The following is a 17109-nucleotide window of genomic DNA, read 5'->3' as shown; positions in this document are numbered from 1 at the left end:
AAGCAGCTACGCCAGTATTGGCGAGGGGGTAGGCACATCCATGACAGTAATGTCAGGAATTACCTGAGGCGAATATGAATGAAAGCTCGGGATCAAGCTGGATGCCTGTCTCGGCCCCGGCGGGTAGGGACAGCGCACGCGGCACAAGGGATGTCAGTTGCAGGTCGCCGACATTCATCATGAGACGCGCCATTGGCCCGGTCAGTCGGCTGGAAACAACAGTGGCACTTACAGGAGAGGTGGCATCAGGGATGACGCCTTCGGGCCGGATGACGACGATGGCGTCCGGGGCGATGGCCTCGCTTAGCAGGCCTGCGGGAAGGTCATGGCCCGCGATAATGTTCACGGGGCCCAGCGCTGCGGCAATGTCGGCGCCCTGAGGCTTCAGGTAGACATCTGCGGCTTTGCCCTGCTGCAGGATGCGGCCGGATTTCATGATCGCGATATGATCGGCACTTTCCAGCGCTTCGGCGGGGTCGTGGGTCACCAGCAGGGCGGGCACGCCCGCGGCGCGGATAGCGTCGAGGGCTTCGTCGCGCACGGTTCCACGCAGCGACGGGTCCAGGCCCGAGAAGGGCTCGTCCATCAGGATGGCCGCCGGGCGCGGAGCGAGGGCGCGAGCGATGGCAACACGCTGTTGCTCGCCGCCTGAAAGCTCATGCGGATAGGCGCCGCTGCGGGCACCAAGACCGAGACGTGAGAGCCATTGGGTTGCAATGGCGCGGGCCTCATCCTTCGGCAAGTTGGCGAGGCCAAAGGCGACATTCTGGAAGGCGGTCAGGTGTGGAAACAGCGCGAAATCCTGGAAGATCAGGCCGATACGCCGCTTCTCGGGGGCCAGTGTGTGGCCGGGTTCCGAGAGGATGGTGTCCCCGAGGCAGACCTTGCCTGTGTCGACCGGCTCCAGGCCTGCGAGCAGGCGCAGGAGTGTCGACTTGCCGGCGCCGGAGCCGCCGAGCAGGGCCGTGATGGCGCCTGGCTGCAGGTCCAGCGACACGCCGGATACGACGGCGAGACCGTCATACACGCGGCTGATATTCTGCGCCGAGAGAGGGGTTGGGACGAGGGTCATTCAGGGGCTCCGGGGCGCGCGCGGGAAAGGCGCCAGGACAGGAAGATGACGGGCACAAGTCCGGCCAGCGTGATCAGGAGGGCGGGCAAAGCGGCGGCGGCGAGGCGCTCGTCGGTGGCATAGGCGTTTGCGCGTACCGCCAGCGTATCCCAGTTGAAGGGGCGAAGCATGAGGGTTGCAGGGAGTTCCTTGAGGGATTCCACAAACAGGATGAGGGCGCCGGCTGTTGCGCCCGAGAGGGCAATCGGCAGATCAACTTCGCGGGCCCGGCGCAGGGGCGAGGCGCCGAGACTGCCAGCAGCCTGACTAAGCGAGGCAGGCGCGCGGGCGAGAGCGGCGACCATCGGCTCGGCCCCGGCAGCGGTGAAGCGGCTGGCATAGACCCATGCCAGTGCGATGAGGGCTGACGCGCCGGTCAGCGTAAATGGCAGCAGGCCGAGCACGACCAGCGCACCCATGGCGAGCACGGCGCCGGGAATGGCATAGCCTGACGAAGCGGTAAGCCGGGCAAAGCGCGGCAGCAGGCCGGAAGCGCGCTGGGATAGGGCGATTACAAGGGCCAGCACGAAGGCGAGTGCGGCGCCTGCGCCTGCGAGGATCAGCGTGTTCATCAGCGCAGGGCCAATCGGGGCAAGTGTTTCGCTCGTTTCCACGCTGCGCCAGATGAGGCGACCGACAGGCAGGCCGAAGGAAATCAGGAAGATCGCGATGCAAAGCGCTGTCGCCCTGGCAGCGGCTAGTGGCGTGAGGGGCGCGCGGGCGACGGCGCGCCAGCGGCGGGAATTCTGCTCGCTGCCCCGGCGTCCCCGGCTCCATCGCTCGAACAGGACAAGGCTCAGCACGAGCGATAGCAGGACGAGCGCGAGACGGGCCGCGGTGGCAGGTTCGCCGAAGCTCGTCCAGGCGCGCACGATGCCATAAGTGAGCGTCGGCACGCCGAGATATTCAGCGGCGCCATAGTCTGCGGCGGCTTCCATCAGCGACAGCGACAGTCCGGCCGCGATGGCCGGGCGTGCGGCGGGCAGGGCGACGCGCCAGAAACTGCGGGCGGCACTGGCGCCGAGGCTGCGGGCCGCTTCAAGCGAACAGACCGACTGAGAGATGAAGGCCGCGCGGGCGGTGAGGTAGACATAAGGATAGAGGGTCAGCGCCAGAACGAAGGCGAGACCGGGCAAGGAATGGATGTCCGGGAACCAATAATCGCGGGCGCGCCATCCGGTCGCCGTGCGAAGGGCGGCCTGGATCGGCCCACCAACGCCCATCAGGTCACCATAGGCATAAGCCAGCACATAGCCCGGCGCGGCGAGGGGCAGGATCAGCAGCCACTCGAATACGGCCCGGCCGGGAAAGCGGTACATGGTGACGAGCCATGCAGCCGGAACGGCGAAGGCAAGAATGAACAGGCCGGTCAGCGCGAGCGTGCCGATTGTGCCGAGCAGATAGCCGGTCAGGAGCGTCGTGCGAATATGGTCCCACGCGTCGCCGCCGCCAAAGACCAGACCGGCCACAAGCGTGGCAGCGACTGGCACCGCAATGACAAGGCCCGCCAGAAAGGCGGGCCCGTCACTTGCGCGAATGGCAAGGTTTCGGAAGGGCGCTACACGGGCCAAGCGGATCAGTTCCAGCCGGCCCGGTCGTAGATTTCCTGTGCCTCAGCCTGGTGCTCACCGAGTTCCTGCAGCGGGAATTCGCTCGGCTTGAAATCGGGAAGCTGTTCAAGCCCAGCGGGCAGCGGCATGCCGGCAACCATCGGGAATTCCTTGGTGGCGCTGGTCAGCATCTGCTGGCCCTCTGCGGTGGTCAGCCATTCGATGAAGCGGACGGCATTCTCCTTGTTGGGCGCATGTGCAGCGACGGCCGCGCCGGATACGTTGATGTGCGTGCCGACTCCGTCCTGCTCGGGAAAGGATAGCGCGGTCTTTGCCGTGACGGCTTTCTCGGCGTCTGTGCCTGTGGCCATGCGCACCCAGTAATAATGGTTGATCAGGGCGGCAGAGCATTCACCTGCCGCGATGGACTCGATCTGCGTCGTGTCACCGCCCTGGGGTGGACGGGCAAAGTTGGCAACGACGTTGCGTGCCCACTCAGCCGCCTTGTCAGAGCCCCATCGACCGATAAATTCGCCCATTAGCGAGAGATTGTAGACATTGGAGCTGGAGCGCATGCAGATTTCGCCGTGTAGCGTGCCGTCGGCCAGATCCTGATAATGGGCAACCTCTTCGGGCTTCAGGCGGGTCGGATCGTACACGATGATCCTGGCGCGCCGGGCGAGGCCGAACCAGTTGCCTTCGGGCTCGCGGAAATGCGGCGGGATCAGCGATTCCAGTGTCTCGGAGCGAATGCCTTGGGTGAAGCCGCCTGCCTGAAAGCGGTAGAGCGTGCCTACATCGGAGGAAATGATGACGTCAGCGGGGCTTTTGTCGCCTTCGGCCTTCATCGTTTCGATCAATTCAGGTGCACCAGACTCGCGGAAACGGACATGGATGCCAGTTTCCTTCTCAAACATATCGTACATGACCTTGTCGGAATCATAGTGCCGGGCGGAATAAACATTCAGCACACCGGCGCTGGGAACCGCAGGCGCAGCAACGGGTTCAGCTTTTGTTGCCGCAGGTTCAGCAGGTTTGCCGCAAGCGACCGCGAACAAAGCGATAGCGGTGAGTAATACGGGAAACTTCATGAGATGGAACGATCCTTGTCTGGCTGGCGACTATCAAACATAATTGAGAATGGATCGCAACAAGTGAGGGTAGCGACGTTTTGCCCGAATCTTGCACAGGACGGTCAAGGAATTGGTTTTTCAGCCGAAATGACTCCGCACAGGCCGTCTTCTTCGGTAAATCAGGGACTAACTCCGGTCAGAATAACAGGGGTGGTGGGACATGAATGACATCGTATTGGACCTGGATCTGGGGACGCCAGAGGAACAGGCACTTTGGGAAATGGCTGTCGACTTCTTCGTCAACATGCTCAGTTCCAACGACAATGCCGTGGGTGGGGATGCCCCGGACATGATGGTCCATACGGCTTTCAAGCCGAACGGACGCATCAGCAAGAAGCTGATCTTCCAGGACAGGACATGGGCAGATGCCTTCATGAGCTTCTGGGAAGAGCAGAAAATGCAGGCGGCCGCCGCCTAGGCGTTTCGCTTGACGGCCAAGTCGCCTAGAGAGCCGGGATGAGCCCGAACCCCCGTTCTGCGCATGTCGCCATTATTGGCGCTGGCATTATCGGCCTCGCCTGTGCCTGGGAACTGGTACAGCGCGGCGCGCGCGTGACCCTCTATGATACGCAAACGCCCGGGCGCGGGGCGAGTTGGGCCGCTGCCGGCATGCTGGCACCCGCCTTCGAGGCCGCAGCCGAAGACGGCGCGCATCCGCGGCTGTTCGATCTTTGCATGGAAAGCGCGGCGCTCTGGCCGGGCTTTGCCGCCTCTGTCAGCCAGGCATCAGGGCGCGATCTTGGCTTTTCGCCGGGGCCGTCGCTGGCGCTGGCCTTTGACGGGGCCGAGGCGGCTGGCCTGCACCGTCTCTCAGCCGCCCTGACGCGGCATGGCGTGCAGAGCGACATGCTGCTGCCCGAGGCCGTATGGGACATTGAGCCCGCTGTTTCGCGGGGCGTGCATGGCGCGCTGAGGCTGCCAACTGACGGACAGGTGGACAATCGTGCCATCGTCTCGGCCCTGATTGCGGCCCTTGGTGAACACGAGGCGGTCCGTTTTGTGACCGTTCCGGCACCGCTCGAAGACCGCGACGGGCGCCTCTTCATCGAGGGGCATGACATGATCCTCGCTGCAGCGGGCTGGAACACGGCGGCTATCAAGGTGCGCCAGAATGGCGATGATTTCAGCCTCGTGAACTGGGACACGGCGCTCGACGAGATTGATTGCTATGGGGGGCAGATGTTGTCGGTCTCGCGTGAGCCGGGCTTGCCGACCATGACGCTGCGTTGTGGCGGCATCTATATCGCGCCAAAGCCTGACAGAGTAATCATCGGCGCCACGATGGAGCCGGGCAGGGCGACGCTTGAACCTGACGAGGGCGCGATTGCCGAGCTGCGCGCGGAAGCGGTGCGGCTGTGCCCGGCGATTGCCTATGCGCCCGAACTGGAAACGTGGGCCGGTGTGCGGCCTGGCACGCTGGATCACGCGCCGCTGCTTGGGAAAACGCGGGCTGAAGGGCTATTCGTCGCCTCAGGTCACTACCGGAACGGCATCCTGCTCGCCCCGATCACCGCGAAGATCATGGCGGATGCGATGCTCGACGGGAAAACCGGCGAACTGGCGGCGGCATTCAGCCCGGCCCGCTTTGCGGCTGCGACCGCCTGACGCCGCGCTCATGCTGGACGGGCGCCCCTGCCGCGCCTAAGTCTCCTGACAAGCAGGAGGAAACGCATGCACCAGATCGCCCCCATGAGCGAAGACCAGATGGCCATCAAGGACGCCGTCGCCAAGACGATTGCGCCTTTCGATGACGAATACTGGGGCAAGACGGACGAGACCGGCAAATGGCCGGAAGAGTTCTGCGATGCCATGGCCAAGGGCGGCTGGCTGGGCATCACCTTCCCGGAAGAATATGGCGGCGCGGGCCTCGGCCTGACCGAAGCGGCCTTGATGATGCAGACGGTGACGCGCTCGGGCGCGGGCTATTCCGGCGCGTCGGCGATCCACCTCAACATATTTGGCCCTAAGCCGCTGGAGAAGTTCGGCACAGCGGAACAGAAGCAGGAAAACCTGCCCAAGATCATCTCGGGCAAGGAGAAGATGTGCTTTGCCGTGACCGAGCCGAACTCCGGGCTGGATACGTCGTCGCTGGAGACCAAGGCCGAGCGGACGAACAATGGCTATGTCATCAATGGCCGGAAGATCTGGACCACGGGCGCGCAGCGCGCCGACAAGATCCTGATCATCGCCCGCACGACGCCGAAGGACCAGTGCGCCAAGCCCTATCTTGGCCTGTCGCTGTTCTATACCGACCTTGACCGGGGCAAGATCGAGGCGAACCCAATCCCGAAAATGGGCCGCAAGGCGGTCGAGTGCAACACGCTGTTCATTGACGGTCTGGAAGTGCCGAAGGAACACCTGATCGGCGAGGAAGGCGCGGGCTTTAAATACCTGCTGCAGGGCCTGAACCCGGAGCGCGTTCTGTTTGCCGTGGAAAGCGTCGGCCTTGGCTTTGCCGCGCTGGAGCGCGCCGCGCGCTATGCGCAGGAGCGGGTCGTGTTCGGTCGGCCGATTGGCCAGAACCAGGGCATCCAGCATCCGCTGGCGCGCAGCTGGGCTGAACTCTCGGCGGCGGAATTGATGGCCTACAAGGCGGCCAGCCTTTACGATGCCGGGCAGGATTGCGGTGCCGAGGCTAATGCCGCGAAATATCTCGGTACCGAAGCTGGCTTCACCGCCTGCGAGACCGCTGTGCTGACGCATGGCGGCATGGGCTATGCCAAGGAATACCATGTCGAGCGCATGATGCGCGAAGCCATGCTCGCCCGCATCGCCCCCGTCAGCCGCGAAATGATCCTGAACTTCATCGCCGAACGCGTGCTGGGCCTGCCGAAGAGTTACTAGCTGGCCTAAGGCTACATCTCATCTGCGTCCTTCATGTGTTGGAAGAATTCTTCCTTGCTGTTGGTGCGCGGATAGGGGGTGAACGGAACAGGGACTTCGAGGAAGGCGCAGAGCGGCCCCCAGCCGTCTTTGGCCGAGTGGACCAGCAGGCGCTCGGGCGGAACGGTGGCTTTCACGTTTGCTTCGTGCGCGTGGAAGGTGGCGATCAGTTCGTCCTTTTCGCGGGCGTCGCCGAAGCTGCGCTTCAGCACCTTGCTGACCATTGTGAACCACTCGGTCGCCTGCGGTGGCCATGTTTCGGGCGCCCAGACCGTGGCGAGGATGGTCTCGGAGATGCTGGTATACCAGCTTTCGGCAGAGCGGGTTGAGAGGATGATCCTGGCATCCGGATAGGTCCCGGCGACGTCCTGCCAGAAGGCGGCGGTTGGCCAGTCCACGGCTGATTTGTAGCCATCATAGATGGCCGCATAGTCGGGCTTGCCGGCCAGTGCAGCGTTCCAGAGCGGGACTTGCGCCTCGCCATTATGGATGACTTCGATCATGTGATGGCACGGGCCGAGGCCCAGTTCCTCAAGCGCCAGCTTGAGCGACATTGTGCCGGTGCGGCCGAATCCGGCGCTGATAACAGATAGTGTCATGTGTCCCTCCCACGCCCGGTTCTCCGGGCCTCATTCAGGAGGCTAGCACGGTTACGGAGCATTCTGTAGCGGGGCCTTCGTCCTTCTTCCGGCGGAGGCGGATAGGGAACTTGGCGCTCTACGTGCCGATTGGCTTTCTCAAACCTGCAATTCGGACTAGGCTCTGCAAAAGCCTTGGGAGGGCGTTTGCATGCTTTATTTGATACTCGGTCTGGTCATCTTTTTCGGGGCGCACCTATTTACGACATTCCGGTCGCGGGAGCCGGGAAAGGATATCAAGGTCAAACTTGGCTATCCGACCTATATGGGGCTTTACAGCCTTGTTTCGATTATCGGTTTTGTGCTGATCTGCTACGGGTATGGCGCGTCGCGCGGGGCGGGTATCCTCTATACGCCGCCGAACTGGGGCAAGCATGTGAACATGCTGTTGATGCTGCCGGCACTGATCCTGCTGGTGGCCTCGCAATTGCCGACCGGGGCGATCAAGAAGGCGGCAAAGCACCCGATGCTGGTGGCCGTGAAGCTCTGGGCCTTCGGGCATTTGCTGGCCAATGGCGAGTTGAACTCGGTCATCCTGTTCACTGTTTTCCTGGCCTATGCCGTGATTGACCGGATCGCGGTCAAGAAGCGCGGTGACTTGGGTCCGGCCAAGGATGCGCCGTCTTCGGTGATGGCAGATGTCGGGTCTGTGCTGATCGGGGCAGGGGTCTACGTGGGCTTCGTGCTGTGGCTGCACCAGATTCTGATCGGCGTGCCGATTGTTTGATAATTCGCGGTGAACCCACCTGTTTGGCGGGTTTGGCTCACTATTCGCGTAAAGCCTGCAGGAGTGTGACCCATGAATTATGACTTCAATTACGCCCTTGCGGTGTTTCTCGACAATGTAATGAACCGCTATGCGGCCTTCGACGGTCGGACCAGCCGCCGGGAATTCTGGCATTATGTGTCCATCGCCTTCATCATCTCGATCACGCTGAGCATTCTCTCTGAGATTCCGTATCTCGGCGCGATTTTCAGCCTGTTGAGCCTGCTCATCAGCCTCGCCCTGCTGCTGCCGGGCATCGGCATTGCCATCCGGCGGATGCACGATATCGAGCAGAGCGGCATCATGGTGCTGATCCCCATCTACAATATTTACCTTGCCTGCCAGCCGGGAACGCCGGGAACCAACCGTTTCGGACCGGAACCTGCAAAGGCCTGAACAAGCCCCTGCGCGTTGACTTGTCTTGCTCGCCGGGCGCGGTCAGGCTAAGTCGCGGCCCATGTCGAAACAAACACAGACCCGTCGCAAGACCGTCAAGGACATCGCCGCTGCCAAGGGGAAGACGCCGATTGTCTGCCTCACGGCCTATGATGCGCCCATGGCGAGCCTGCTGGACCCGCACGCCGACCTTCTTCTCGTGGGCGATAGCGTGGGCATGGTCGTCCATGGCCTGCCATCCACCGTTGGCGTGACGATGGAAATGATGATCCTGCACGGTCAGGCCGTGATGCGCGGCGCCGAGCAGGCGCTTGTCGTGGTCGACATGCCGTTCGGGTCTTACGAGACGAATAATGATGATGCCTTCCTGAATGCTGCCCGCATCATGAAGGAAACGGGCTGTCAGGCCGTGAAAATCGAGAGCGGCACCTATGCGGCCGGACAGATCGCTCACCTTGTGGAGCGCGGCGTGCCGGTGATGGGCCATATCGGTCTGCGCCCACAGGCGGTGAACGTAGACGGCGGTTTCCGCGCCAAGGGCCGCACCAATGCCGAGCGCGACCGGGTGATTGCCGAGGCCCGCGCGTCCGCGGATGCTGGCGCCTTTGCCATCGTGATTGAGGGAGTAGCTGAAGACCTCGCCGCCGAGATTACGGCTGAAGTGAGCTGCCCGACCATCGGTATTGGCGCATCAGCGGCCTGTGACGGGCAGGTGCTCGTGACGCATGACATGCTGGGCCTGTTTGATTGGACACCGAAATTCGTGCGCCGCTACGCCGATCTCAGCAAGACGATCAGCGAGGCGGCAGCGGCCTATGCCGACGATGTCCGCACGCGCCGCTTTCCCGGAGATGCTGAAACCTATGCCCTGCGAAAACCTGACCCGGAACAGCGCTGACACGTTGCAGCCTGCCAATAGCGCGTCTAGGTTCCTGACCGAGTCACCAAACCCACCGGAGCGACTGAATTGAGCGATATTTTCGGAGAAGTCGACGAGAGCCTTCGACAGGACAAACTAGAAGGCTGGTGGGGTCGCTACCAGTATTTCGTGTATGGCGCCTTTGGCCTCGTACTCGTCGCGGTGGCCGTGAATGAGTTTGTGCTCATCCCGCGCACCGAGGCGGCGCGTGCCGCACGCGCCCTGGAAATGGAAAAAGGCCTGTCAGAGCTGCATAATGGCTCCTATGTCGAGGCCCAGTCGGCGTTTTCAGACCTTGCCGAGGGTGGCAGCAAGATGGCGCCGCTCGCAGCGAACTATCTGGCCCAGACGCTCTATGAGGGTGGCGGTGATGCCAAGGGGGCTGCGGATGCCCTGGCTGCGATCGGAACGGTCGAGGGCGGCCCTTATGAGCGCCTGGCCCTGCTGAAGAATGCCTATTTCCTGGCTGACGGCCAGTCCATGGTCGAGCTGGAAGCCACTCTGGGCAGCTTGGTTGATGATGAAGGTCCGCTGGGTGCCCTGGCGCGCGAACTTGTTGCCGCCAAGGCGTTTGCGACCGGCGACACGGCCCGCGCCCGTACGGAATTCAACCGGCTGCGTTACGACGCAGCTGCACCTGAAGGCGTCAAGCGCCGCGCAGAGCTTGCATTGGCCGCCATTCCTGCCGGCGCCGAAACGCTCGAAGCGCCTGCGGAAGCCGCGCCTGAAACACCTGACACAGTAACCGAAGCGCCGGCTCCCGCGCCCGCCCCTGCAGAGTCTGAGGAGACTGGCCAATGAGCTCATCGCGTAAACTGGCTGTCGCCATCGCCCTTGGCGCGACGCTGTCGCTTGCTTCGTGCAGCAGCTTCCCGAGCTTTGGCGGCAACAAGGCCAAGGAAAAATCGGCCGAGGACAAGGCTGGCCGGATCACGATGGTTCTGACCGATGAGGCCGTAAAGCCAAACCCTGAACTGGCGGACGTCGCCATCGAGCTGCCGGAGCCACAGGTCATCAAGGCCTGGACCGAGGCCGGCTCCAATGCCACGAAAGTGGTCGGCAATGTCGCCGCCGGTGCGGATCTGAAGATTGCATGGAAAGCCGATGTCGGCGCCAAGTCCGACAAGAAATCGGCTATCACCACGCCGCCGGTGACCAATGAAACCACCGTGTTCACGATGGACGCCGACCAGACCGTCGTCGCGACAAACCTGTCGAACGGCAAACAGGTCTGGAAGAAAAAGCTGAAAGGCCTCACCAAGCGCGACAAGCAGGCGCTCGGCGGCGGTCTCGCCGTGACGGGTGATACGCTGATCGTGGCCAGCGGCTACGGCTTCGTTTCGGCGCTTGATGCCGCTACGGGCACGGAAAAGTGGAAGCGCGAGATGGGCGCACCGATGACGGGCGCGCCGACCATCAAGGATGGCCGCATCTTTGTCGCCTCGAACAATAACGAGATTTTCGCGATGTCGCTGGAAAACGGCGAGACCGAGTGGAGCGATCAGGCGATTTCGGAATCGGCCCGTGTACTTGGCAGCTCCAGCCCGGCTGCCGTCGAAGACTTCATCATCGCACCTTATTCTTCGGGCGAAATCATCGCCTATCTCGCCTCCAACGGTCGCCGGCTCTGGACGGATGCGATCTCTCAGGCTGGCCGGTTCACGCCAATTTCCGAGATCAACGATATTGGCTCGCGGCCCATCCTGTCGGGCGGGCTCGTTTTTGCATCCAGCCAGTCGGGCGTGACGGTTGCCATTGACGGTCGTAGCGGTACGCGGATCTGGTCCATTCCGACCGGTTCGACACAGGCCCCGGCGCTTGCGGGCGAGTTCATGTTCCTTCTCGGGACCGATGATACGCTCTCGGCGATCAACCCGGCTAATGGCGAGGCCTATTGGGTCACCCCGCTGCGGAAGTTCAAAAAAGAGAAAAAGAAGAAGGGCCGGATCAGTTATGCCGGGCCGATCATCGCCTCCGGGCGCATCGTGATTGTCTCGTCGCTGGGAGAACTGCTTGCCTTTTCGCCCCAAACCGGGCAGCAGACCGACTCTGTCAAGCTGGGGTCGACCGCTTATCTCGAACCGATCGCCGTACAGGACAAATTGCTTATCCTCACCGATGAGGCCAAGCTGATCGCCATCCAATAGGGCGCACGGCCCCCAAAGCCCGCCCGTAACTTAGTGAACGGGCAGGCTTATGCCGCTGAAACTCGCCATTCTCGGGCGTCCAAATGTCGGAAAATCGACGCTGTTCAACCGGCTTGCCGGCAAGAAAATCGCGCTGGTCGATGACCAGCCGGGCGTTACGCGTGACCGCAAGCAGGCCGAAGGGCGCCTTGCCTCGCTGCCGCTGATCCTTGTTGACACGGCTGGCTATGAAAACGTGCATGATGACAGCCTGCAGTCGCGCATGCGCGAGCAGACCGAAGCGGCGATTGCCGAGGCCGAGGTGGCGCTTTTCCTGATCGATGCGCGCGTTGGCGTGACGATTGAGGACCAGAGCTTTGCCCAGCTGCTGCGCAAGGCCAATATCCCGGTCGTGCTGGCGGCGAACAAAGCCGAGGGCAAGGCGGGCCGCGATGGACTGAACGAGGCCTGGGAACTTGGTTTCGGCGAGCCTGTTGGCCTTTCGGCCGAGCATGGCGAAGGTATGGCTGACCTCTTTGAAGCGATCCGTCAGGCGCTGGGCGAGGAGGCCTTCGAGCGCGCGCTGGAAGAGGCCGAACCTGATTATACGCGTTTCGGCGGCGAAGACATTCTCGAGAAACTTTCCCATATCGACATCGACGACATGTCGCTGTCAGACGATGATCTCGTCGCCGCCATTGAAGAGGCAGACGTCGATATCGAGCCAGAGCCTGTGCGGCCCGACAAGCCGATCAAGCTGGCCATTGTGGGCCGCCCGAACGCTGGCAAGTCGACCCTTATCAACCAGCTTCTGCAATCAGATCGCCTGCTGACCGGCCCTGAAGCGGGGATTACGCGCGATTCCATTTCCATTGACTGGGAATGGGAAGGCCGCCGCATCCGCCTCGTCGACACGGCGGGCCTGCGCCGTAAGGCACGAGTGCAGGAAAAGCTGGAGCGCATGTCGACCGGCGAGACCATACGCTCGCTCAAATATGCCGACATCGTTGCGCTGGTCATGGACGCCGACGAAGCGATGGAGAAACAGGACCTGCAGATCGCCGACCTCACGCTTCGCGAAGGCCGGGGCATCGTGCTGGTCATCTCCAAGTGGGACAAGGTGAAGGATCCGGACGCGGCAGCGAAGCATATTCGCGACCTGTCCAGCCGCCTCATGCCGAATGCCGGTGGGGCGCCAATCGTGTTCCTCTCGGGTCTGACCGGGCGCAATATCGAGAAACTGATGCCTGCTGTCGTCAGCGTCTATGCCAACTGGACAGCGCGGGTGAAAACCGGCGACCTGAACCGCTGGCTGCGCCATACGGTGGAGCGCCACCCGCCGCCATCGGTGCACGGCAAGCGGATCAAGCCTCGCTACATGGCCCAGATGAAGGCGCGTCCGCCGACGTTCGTGCTGATCGCCTCGCGCGGTGAGCAGATGCCGGATCAGTACAAGCGCTATCTGGTGAATGGTGTGCGGGATGCGTTCGACATGAACGGCGTGCCGATCCGCCTGTTCGTGCGGCAGGGCAAGAACCCCTATGCCGACAAGGCCGCCGCCCAAACGCCGGCGAACCGCTACAAGGCCAAACCGAAGACCAAATTCTAGGGCTTTGGCGGGCGCTAGGCATCGCCCGCCAAATTACAAGACTTGGACGGGGGCGCTTCCTGCGTGTAGGCATGTGCAAAATGCAGTCATGACAACACATAAGGGAGACACAGATGGCATCCAATGTTCCGACCAAAGGCTTGCAACTTCGCTCACACGTAAAGTCCGGTGGGGAGCTTGAGCTCTCACTGGTCGAGGTGGACATTCCGGCGCCCGGCCCTGACGATGTGATCGTGCGTGTCGAAGCGACACCGATCAACCCGTCCGACCTTGGCCTCCTGCTCGGCGCTGCCGATATGAGCACGGCAACTGCTTCAGGCACGGCGGATCGGCCTGTTGTCACAGCCAAGGTTCCGGCTGTCGGGATGCGTGCCATGGCACCGCGGGTCGATGAGTCCATGCCTGTCGGCAATGAAGGTGCAGGCACGGTTGTGGCTGCCGGGTCGTCCCCGGCGGCGCAGGCGCTGCTCGGCAAGACGGTCGCCGGCCTTGGCGGCGAGATGTATTCCCAGTACCGCACGCTCAACGTGGCCCAGTGCATGGAGCTGCCGGAAGGTGCAACCGCGCGCGATGGCGCCTCGTGCTTCGTGAACCCGCTGACATCGCTCGCGATGACGGAAGTCATGCGCATGGAAGGTCACAAGGCCCTGCTGCACACGGCGGCGGCCTCTAACCTTGGCCAGATGCTGAACAAGATATGTATCGCTGACGGCATCGATCTCGTGAACGTGGTCCGCTCTGACGCGCAGGAGAAAATCCTGCGCGATCTCGGCGCGAAACATGTTGTCAATTCCACCTCGCTTGGCTTCATGAACGACCTGATCCAGGCGCTGGCCACGACGGGCGCAACGCTTGGCTTCGACGCTATCGGCGGTGGCCCACTGGCCGGGCAGATCCTCGTCGCGATGGAAGCGGCGGCGAACATGAATGCCAAAGAATATAGCCGCTACGGTTCGGCGACGCACAAGCAGGTCTATATCTATGGCCGTCTCGATATGAGCCCGACGACGTTGCCACCGGGTGTTGGCATGGCATGGGGCGTGGGCGGGTTCCTGCTGACGCCGTTCCTGCAGAAGGTGGGCGCCGAAGGCCGCGCCAAACTGCGCGCCCGCGTGGGCAAGGAACTCAAGACCACGTTTGCCAGCCATTACACGTCCGAAATCTCGCTGGCCGAGGCCCTGCAACTGCCCGTGATCGAGGCCTATAACCGCCGCGCAACGGGCGAGAAATATCTCATCAATCCGAGCAAGTAGACGCCCGGAACTTTAGCGAAAGCAGATGGCAGGCGAGGTATACGGTATGGCAAAGCTTCACGTATTGATCGCGATGACCGCCCTTCTGGCGGCCTGTTCCAAGGCGCCCCCGGCACAAGACGTGTCGGAGGCGCCTGTCGCCTGGCGTCCGTTCACCGATGATAGTCCGTGGAATATGCCGATTGCTGCCGACGCTGTGGCTGACGCGGACTCGGCTGAAATGATTGAGGCGCTTGCCGAAGCTGGCAGCCTTTTTATCAATATCGATCAATGGTCTGTGCCGGTTTATTATATCGACATGTCAGAGACGCCGACGCAGACGGTCTATGATTATTATCCGGGTGAATATGGTCGCGGTTTCGAAATGCCGCGTGAAATTCCGATCCCGGAAGATATGGCCACGCAGAAACCCAGCGCGGGCTATATCGCCATTGTCGACAAGAAAAGCGCCCTCGAATGGGACTTGAACCAGGCAAGCAAGAACGATGACGGCAAGTGGATGACCGGCTTTGGCGTGGTTTCCAGCTTGCGCGGCAAGGGCGTTTATCCGGCATGGAATGAAGCGGAGACGCCCAATGAAGCGGCCAGCGCACTGCCATCCGGATTTCCGCTGGTGGCGGGTTTGATCCGTGTCGACGAAATAGAGAGCGGGCGCATTCCGCATGCGCTGATGATCGCCAGCCCGACTATTCGCTCGGACGTTTTTGTTCGACCTGCCAGCACGGCGCGCCTGCAGCGCAGCGGTTTTACGCCCAGCACGACCGGCCTGCCGCTTGGCGCACGCCTCCAGCTCGATCCGGCCTTCAATATCGAAAAGTCAGACCTGTCGCCGACGGGCAAGATCATCGCGCGCGCCCTGCAGACCTATGGCGCCTTTGTCGGGGATCAGGCCGGCGCCAATGTCCTGTTTGCCGAGGCGGGGCCGGAGCAGCTGGCCGAGTGGCCCGGCCTGTTGAAAGCGGATGAGCTGGCAGCCGTCTTCTCGCCAGAGATGATGGCGAAGCATTTCCGTGTCATTGATATGGGAGAGGCCCTGCCGGCAGAGCCTGTACCTGCGCAGCCTTAGCTCGGCAGCGAGGTGTCATAAGGGCTGTCGAGCGAGAAGACCGGAATGGTCGCCACAATCTCGAAACCGCTTTCATCCTGCAGGTCATATGTGCCGCTCATCATGCCGGATGGGGCGGCAAGCGGCGCGCCGGACGTGTAGCTGAAACGCTCGCCGGGTTGTAGTGTTGGCGTCTGGCCGATCACGCCTTCGCCATCGACGGCCTGCATGCGACCTTGCGCATCGACGATCTGCCAATGGCGGCGAACGATGGTCCAGGCCTGGTCGCTCTCATTCTCTACGTCGACCGTATAGGACCACATGAAACGACCGCGCGAAGGCTCGGATTCGTCATGCATGAACTTCGGGCGGACGCGAATGCGCACGCCTTGCGTGATGTGTTCATAGAGCGGGGGAGCGTGTCGCCTAGCCATCATGTGAAATTGATCTGAATTCCTTCACACACTGTTAAGAGCGTTAACAACATCGGCTTCAAGATCGTCAGGATCTTCAAGGCCAACCGAGAAGCGGATCCAGCTGCGGTCGAGGCCCATGGCGGCCTGCTCTTCGTCGGTCAACGCGCGGTGCGTTGTGCTGGACGGGTGGCAGGCGAGGGACTTGGTGTCGCCGAGATTGTTGCAGATATCGACAAGCTCCAATGAATTCAGGAACTTGAATGCCGCTTCCTGGCCGCCTTTGACGGACAGGGCGATCATCGTGCCGCCGCTCGTCATCTGGCGCTTGTGCACTTCATAGTGCGGATGGTCCTTGCGATGGGGGTAGCGCACGGCAGCGACATTTGGATGGGCCGCAATAACGTCAGCGATACGGGCCGCGCTGGCGCTTTGGGCATCGACGCGCAATTTCAGCGTTTCGAGCCCCTTGAGCACGACCCAGGCGTTGAACGGCGCAGCGGCCGGGCCAACATGGCGCAGGTACGGATCGTACACTTCTTCCATATATTGGGCGCTTGTCAGGATGGCGCCAAGCATGACGCGGCCCTGACCGTCCATGTGCTTGGTGCCGGAATAGACGACCACATCGGCGCCAAGCTCCAGCGGCTTTTGCAGGATGGGCGTTGCGAACACATTGTCCACGACCAGAACGGCGCCGGCTTTCTTGCACAGTTTCGACACCGCTTCGATATCGACACCGTCGAGCAGCGGGTTGGCCGGGCTTTCGATCAGCACGAGCTGGCAGCCCTTGGCGATTTCGCGTTCCCACGCCTCAAGGTCTGCGCCGTCGACGAACACCGTTTCGATCCCGTATTTTGGCATCAGGTTGGCAATGATCCAGCGGCACGAGCCGAACAGGGCTGTCGCCGCGACGACGCGATCGCCAGACTTGAGGGGCGCGAGAATCGCTGAGGAAATGGCGCCCATGCCGCTTGCCGTGACGCGGCAGGTTTCCGCATTCTCGATCAGGGCGATGCGCTGTTGCAGCATTTCGCAGGTCGGGCTGCCATAGCGGGAATAGACGAATCCCGGCTCTTCACCCTTCATGCGGGCCATCGCCTGTTCGGCGCTGTCATAGGCATAGCCGGACGTCAGGTAGAGCGCCTCGGAGATCTCGCCATGCTCTGAACGCATCAGGCCGCCGCGCACCGCTTTGGTTGCTGCTTTCCAGCTGGCCTTGCCTGATGAGTCTGACCCGTTTGCCATGGTAGTATAGTCCTTGTCT

17 protein-coding genes are annotated in these 17109 nt (G+C 62.1%); 11 read left to right on the top strand and 6 right to left on the bottom strand.

Annotation, left to right across the window (positions count from 1 at the left end):
* Positions 1 to 52 precede the first annotated feature (52 nt).
* Genes V7651_RS02510 through V7651_RS02500 form a run of 3 tightly spaced genes read right to left on the bottom strand, consistent with a single transcriptional unit; the run spans position 53 to position 3752 of the window.
* Positions 53 to 1072 (bottom strand): ABC transporter ATP-binding protein, encoded by a 1020-nt coding sequence (locus tag V7651_RS02510; protein WP_335612077.1) that lies wholly within the window; start codon positions 1070 to 1072, stop codon positions 53 to 55.
* Positions 1069 to 2682: an ABC transporter permease gene (locus tag V7651_RS02505; RefSeq protein WP_335612076.1), complete on the bottom strand. Its 1614-nt coding sequence runs from the start codon at positions 2680 to 2682 to the stop codon at positions 1069 to 1071. Before V7651_RS02505 ends, V7651_RS02510 begins: the two co-directional genes overlap by 4 nt.
* A 5-nt stretch (positions 2683 to 2687) precedes the next feature.
* Entirely contained in the window at positions 2688 to 3752 is a 1065-nt protein-coding gene (locus V7651_RS02500) for an extracellular solute-binding protein (RefSeq protein WP_335612075.1), read from the bottom strand.
* 202 nt (positions 3753 to 3954) lie between these two features.
* Here V7651_RS02500 and V7651_RS02495 point away from each other — a divergent pair, with 202 nt between their 5' ends.
* The 3 genes from V7651_RS02495 to V7651_RS02485 all read left to right on the top strand — a co-directional run bounded on the left by V7651_RS02495 (position 3955) and on the right by V7651_RS02485 (position 6638).
* Positions 3955 to 4212 (top strand): hypothetical protein, encoded by a 258-nt coding sequence (locus tag V7651_RS02495; RefSeq protein ID WP_335590747.1) that lies wholly within the window; start codon positions 3955 to 3957, stop codon positions 4210 to 4212.
* A gap of 38 nt (positions 4213 to 4250) precedes the next feature.
* Positions 4251 to 5399, top strand: a complete 1149-nt coding sequence (locus tag V7651_RS02490; protein ID WP_335590748.1) for an NAD(P)/FAD-dependent oxidoreductase — start codon at positions 4251 to 4253, stop codon at positions 5397 to 5399.
* 66 nt (positions 5400 to 5465) lie between these two features.
* On the top strand, positions 5466 to 6638 hold the full coding sequence (locus V7651_RS02485) for an acyl-CoA dehydrogenase family protein (protein WP_335590749.1): 1173 nt from the start codon (positions 5466 to 5468) through the stop codon (positions 6636 to 6638).
* A gap of 11 nt (positions 6639 to 6649) precedes the next feature.
* On the opposite strand, the gene V7651_RS02480 is transcribed toward V7651_RS02485, so the two are convergent.
* A complete protein-coding gene (locus V7651_RS02480; RefSeq protein ID WP_335590750.1) occupies positions 6650 to 7276 on the bottom strand; it encodes a sulfotransferase family protein in 627 nt (208 codons plus the stop codon).
* 190 nt (positions 7277 to 7466) lie between these two features.
* Between V7651_RS02480 and V7651_RS02475 the strand changes: the two genes are divergently transcribed.
* From V7651_RS02475 to V7651_RS02440, 8 genes are all read left to right on the top strand, one after another.
* Complete coding sequence (locus V7651_RS02475; protein WP_335612074.1) at positions 7467 to 8042, top strand: NnrU family protein; 576 nt, start codon at positions 7467 to 7469, stop codon at positions 8040 to 8042.
* A 72-nt stretch (positions 8043 to 8114) separates the two neighbouring features.
* The gene (locus V7651_RS02470; RefSeq protein ID WP_335612073.1) at positions 8115 to 8477 is read left to right on the top strand and encodes a DUF805 domain-containing protein; all 363 of its coding nucleotides are present in this window, start codon (positions 8115 to 8117) and stop codon (positions 8475 to 8477) included.
* Between the two features lie 61 nt (positions 8478 to 8538).
* On the top strand, positions 8539 to 9375 hold the full coding sequence (gene panB / locus V7651_RS02465; protein ID WP_034738820.1) for a 3-methyl-2-oxobutanoate hydroxymethyltransferase: 837 nt from the start codon (positions 8539 to 8541) through the stop codon (positions 9373 to 9375).
* 69 nt (positions 9376 to 9444) lie between these two features.
* A complete protein-coding gene (locus V7651_RS02460; protein WP_035536996.1) occupies positions 9445 to 10197 on the top strand; it encodes a hypothetical protein in 753 nt (250 codons plus the stop codon).
* A complete protein-coding gene (locus V7651_RS02455) occupies positions 10194 to 11543 on the top strand; it encodes a PQQ-binding-like beta-propeller repeat protein (protein WP_035536998.1) in 1350 nt (449 codons plus the stop codon). The genes V7651_RS02460 and V7651_RS02455 overlap by 4 nt, the downstream gene beginning before the upstream one ends.
* 49 nt (positions 11544 to 11592) lie before the next feature.
* Positions 11593 to 13131, top strand: coding sequence for a ribosome biogenesis GTPase Der (gene der / locus V7651_RS02450; RefSeq protein ID WP_035537002.1), 1539 nt, complete (start codon positions 11593 to 11595; stop codon positions 13129 to 13131).
* 113 nt (positions 13132 to 13244) lie between these two features.
* The gene (locus tag V7651_RS02445; protein WP_335592081.1) at positions 13245 to 14384 is read left to right on the top strand and encodes a zinc-binding dehydrogenase; all 1140 of its coding nucleotides are present in this window, start codon (positions 13245 to 13247) and stop codon (positions 14382 to 14384) included.
* A gap of 46 nt (positions 14385 to 14430) precedes the next feature.
* A complete protein-coding gene (locus V7651_RS02440; protein WP_035537006.1) occupies positions 14431 to 15450 on the top strand; it encodes a hypothetical protein in 1020 nt (339 codons plus the stop codon).
* Here the strand turns inward: V7651_RS02440 and apaG are convergent.
* Together apaG and metZ are read right to left on the bottom strand one after the other, a co-directional pair.
* The gene (gene apaG, locus V7651_RS02435; protein ID WP_241766939.1) at positions 15447 to 15866 is read right to left on the bottom strand and encodes a Co2+/Mg2+ efflux protein ApaG; all 420 of its coding nucleotides are present in this window, start codon (positions 15864 to 15866) and stop codon (positions 15447 to 15449) included. The two genes, V7651_RS02440 and apaG, sit on opposite strands and share 4 nt — an antisense overlap.
* A 21-nt stretch (positions 15867 to 15887) precedes the next feature.
* A complete protein-coding gene (metZ, locus tag V7651_RS02430; RefSeq protein ID WP_035537008.1) occupies positions 15888 to 17090 on the bottom strand; it encodes an O-succinylhomoserine sulfhydrylase in 1203 nt (400 codons plus the stop codon).
* Positions 17091 to 17109: the final 19 nt, after the last annotated feature.

This window comes from Hyphomonas oceanitis (assembly GCF_036964545.1).
Classification (GTDB): Bacteria; Pseudomonadota; Alphaproteobacteria; order Caulobacterales; family Hyphomonadaceae; genus Hyphomonas; species Hyphomonas oceanitis.
Note: the sequence above shows the minus strand (reverse complement) of the source record. Positions and strands in the feature narration are given on the sequence as shown.

What these genes read in the sequence shown, in the direction of transcription:
- V7651_RS02510 (WP_335612077.1), bottom strand. Translation starts at nt 1,072, where the DNA reads ATGACCCTCGTCCCAACCCCTCTCTCGGCGCAGAATATCAGCCGCGTG.
- V7651_RS02500 (WP_335612075.1), bottom strand. Translation starts at nt 3,752, where the DNA reads ATGAAGTTTCCCGTATTACTCACCGCTATCGCTTTGTTCGCGGTCGCT.
- V7651_RS02495 (WP_335590747.1), top strand. Translation starts at nt 3,955, where the DNA reads ATGAATGACATCGTATTGGACCTGGATCTGGGGACGCCAGAGGAACAG.
- V7651_RS02490 (WP_335590748.1), top strand. Translation starts at nt 4,251, where the DNA reads ATGAGCCCGAACCCCCGTTCTGCGCATGTCGCCATTATTGGCGCTGGC.
- V7651_RS02485 (WP_335590749.1), top strand. Translation starts at nt 5,466, where the DNA reads ATGCACCAGATCGCCCCCATGAGCGAAGACCAGATGGCCATCAAGGAC.
- V7651_RS02480 (WP_335590750.1), bottom strand. Translation starts at nt 7,276, where the DNA reads ATGACACTATCTGTTATCAGCGCCGGATTCGGCCGCACCGGCACAATG.
- V7651_RS02475 (WP_335612074.1), top strand. Translation starts at nt 7,467, where the DNA reads ATGCTTTATTTGATACTCGGTCTGGTCATCTTTTTCGGGGCGCACCTA.
- V7651_RS02470 (WP_335612073.1), top strand. Translation starts at nt 8,115, where the DNA reads ATGAATTATGACTTCAATTACGCCCTTGCGGTGTTTCTCGACAATGTA.
- panB (WP_034738820.1), top strand. Translation starts at nt 8,539, where the DNA reads ATGTCGAAACAAACACAGACCCGTCGCAAGACCGTCAAGGACATCGCC.
- V7651_RS02455 (WP_035536998.1), top strand. Translation starts at nt 10,194, where the DNA reads ATGAGCTCATCGCGTAAACTGGCTGTCGCCATCGCCCTTGGCGCGACG.
- der (WP_035537002.1), top strand. Translation starts at nt 11,593, where the DNA reads ATGCCGCTGAAACTCGCCATTCTCGGGCGTCCAAATGTCGGAAAATCG.
- V7651_RS02445 (WP_335592081.1), top strand. Translation starts at nt 13,245, where the DNA reads ATGGCATCCAATGTTCCGACCAAAGGCTTGCAACTTCGCTCACACGTA.
- V7651_RS02440 (WP_035537006.1), top strand. Translation starts at nt 14,431, where the DNA reads ATGGCAAAGCTTCACGTATTGATCGCGATGACCGCCCTTCTGGCGGCC.
- apaG (WP_241766939.1), bottom strand. Translation starts at nt 15,866, where the DNA reads ATGATGGCTAGGCGACACGCTCCCCCGCTCTATGAACACATCACGCAA.
- metZ (WP_035537008.1), bottom strand. Translation starts at nt 17,090, where the DNA reads ATGGCAAACGGGTCAGACTCATCAGGCAAGGCCAGCTGGAAAGCAGCA.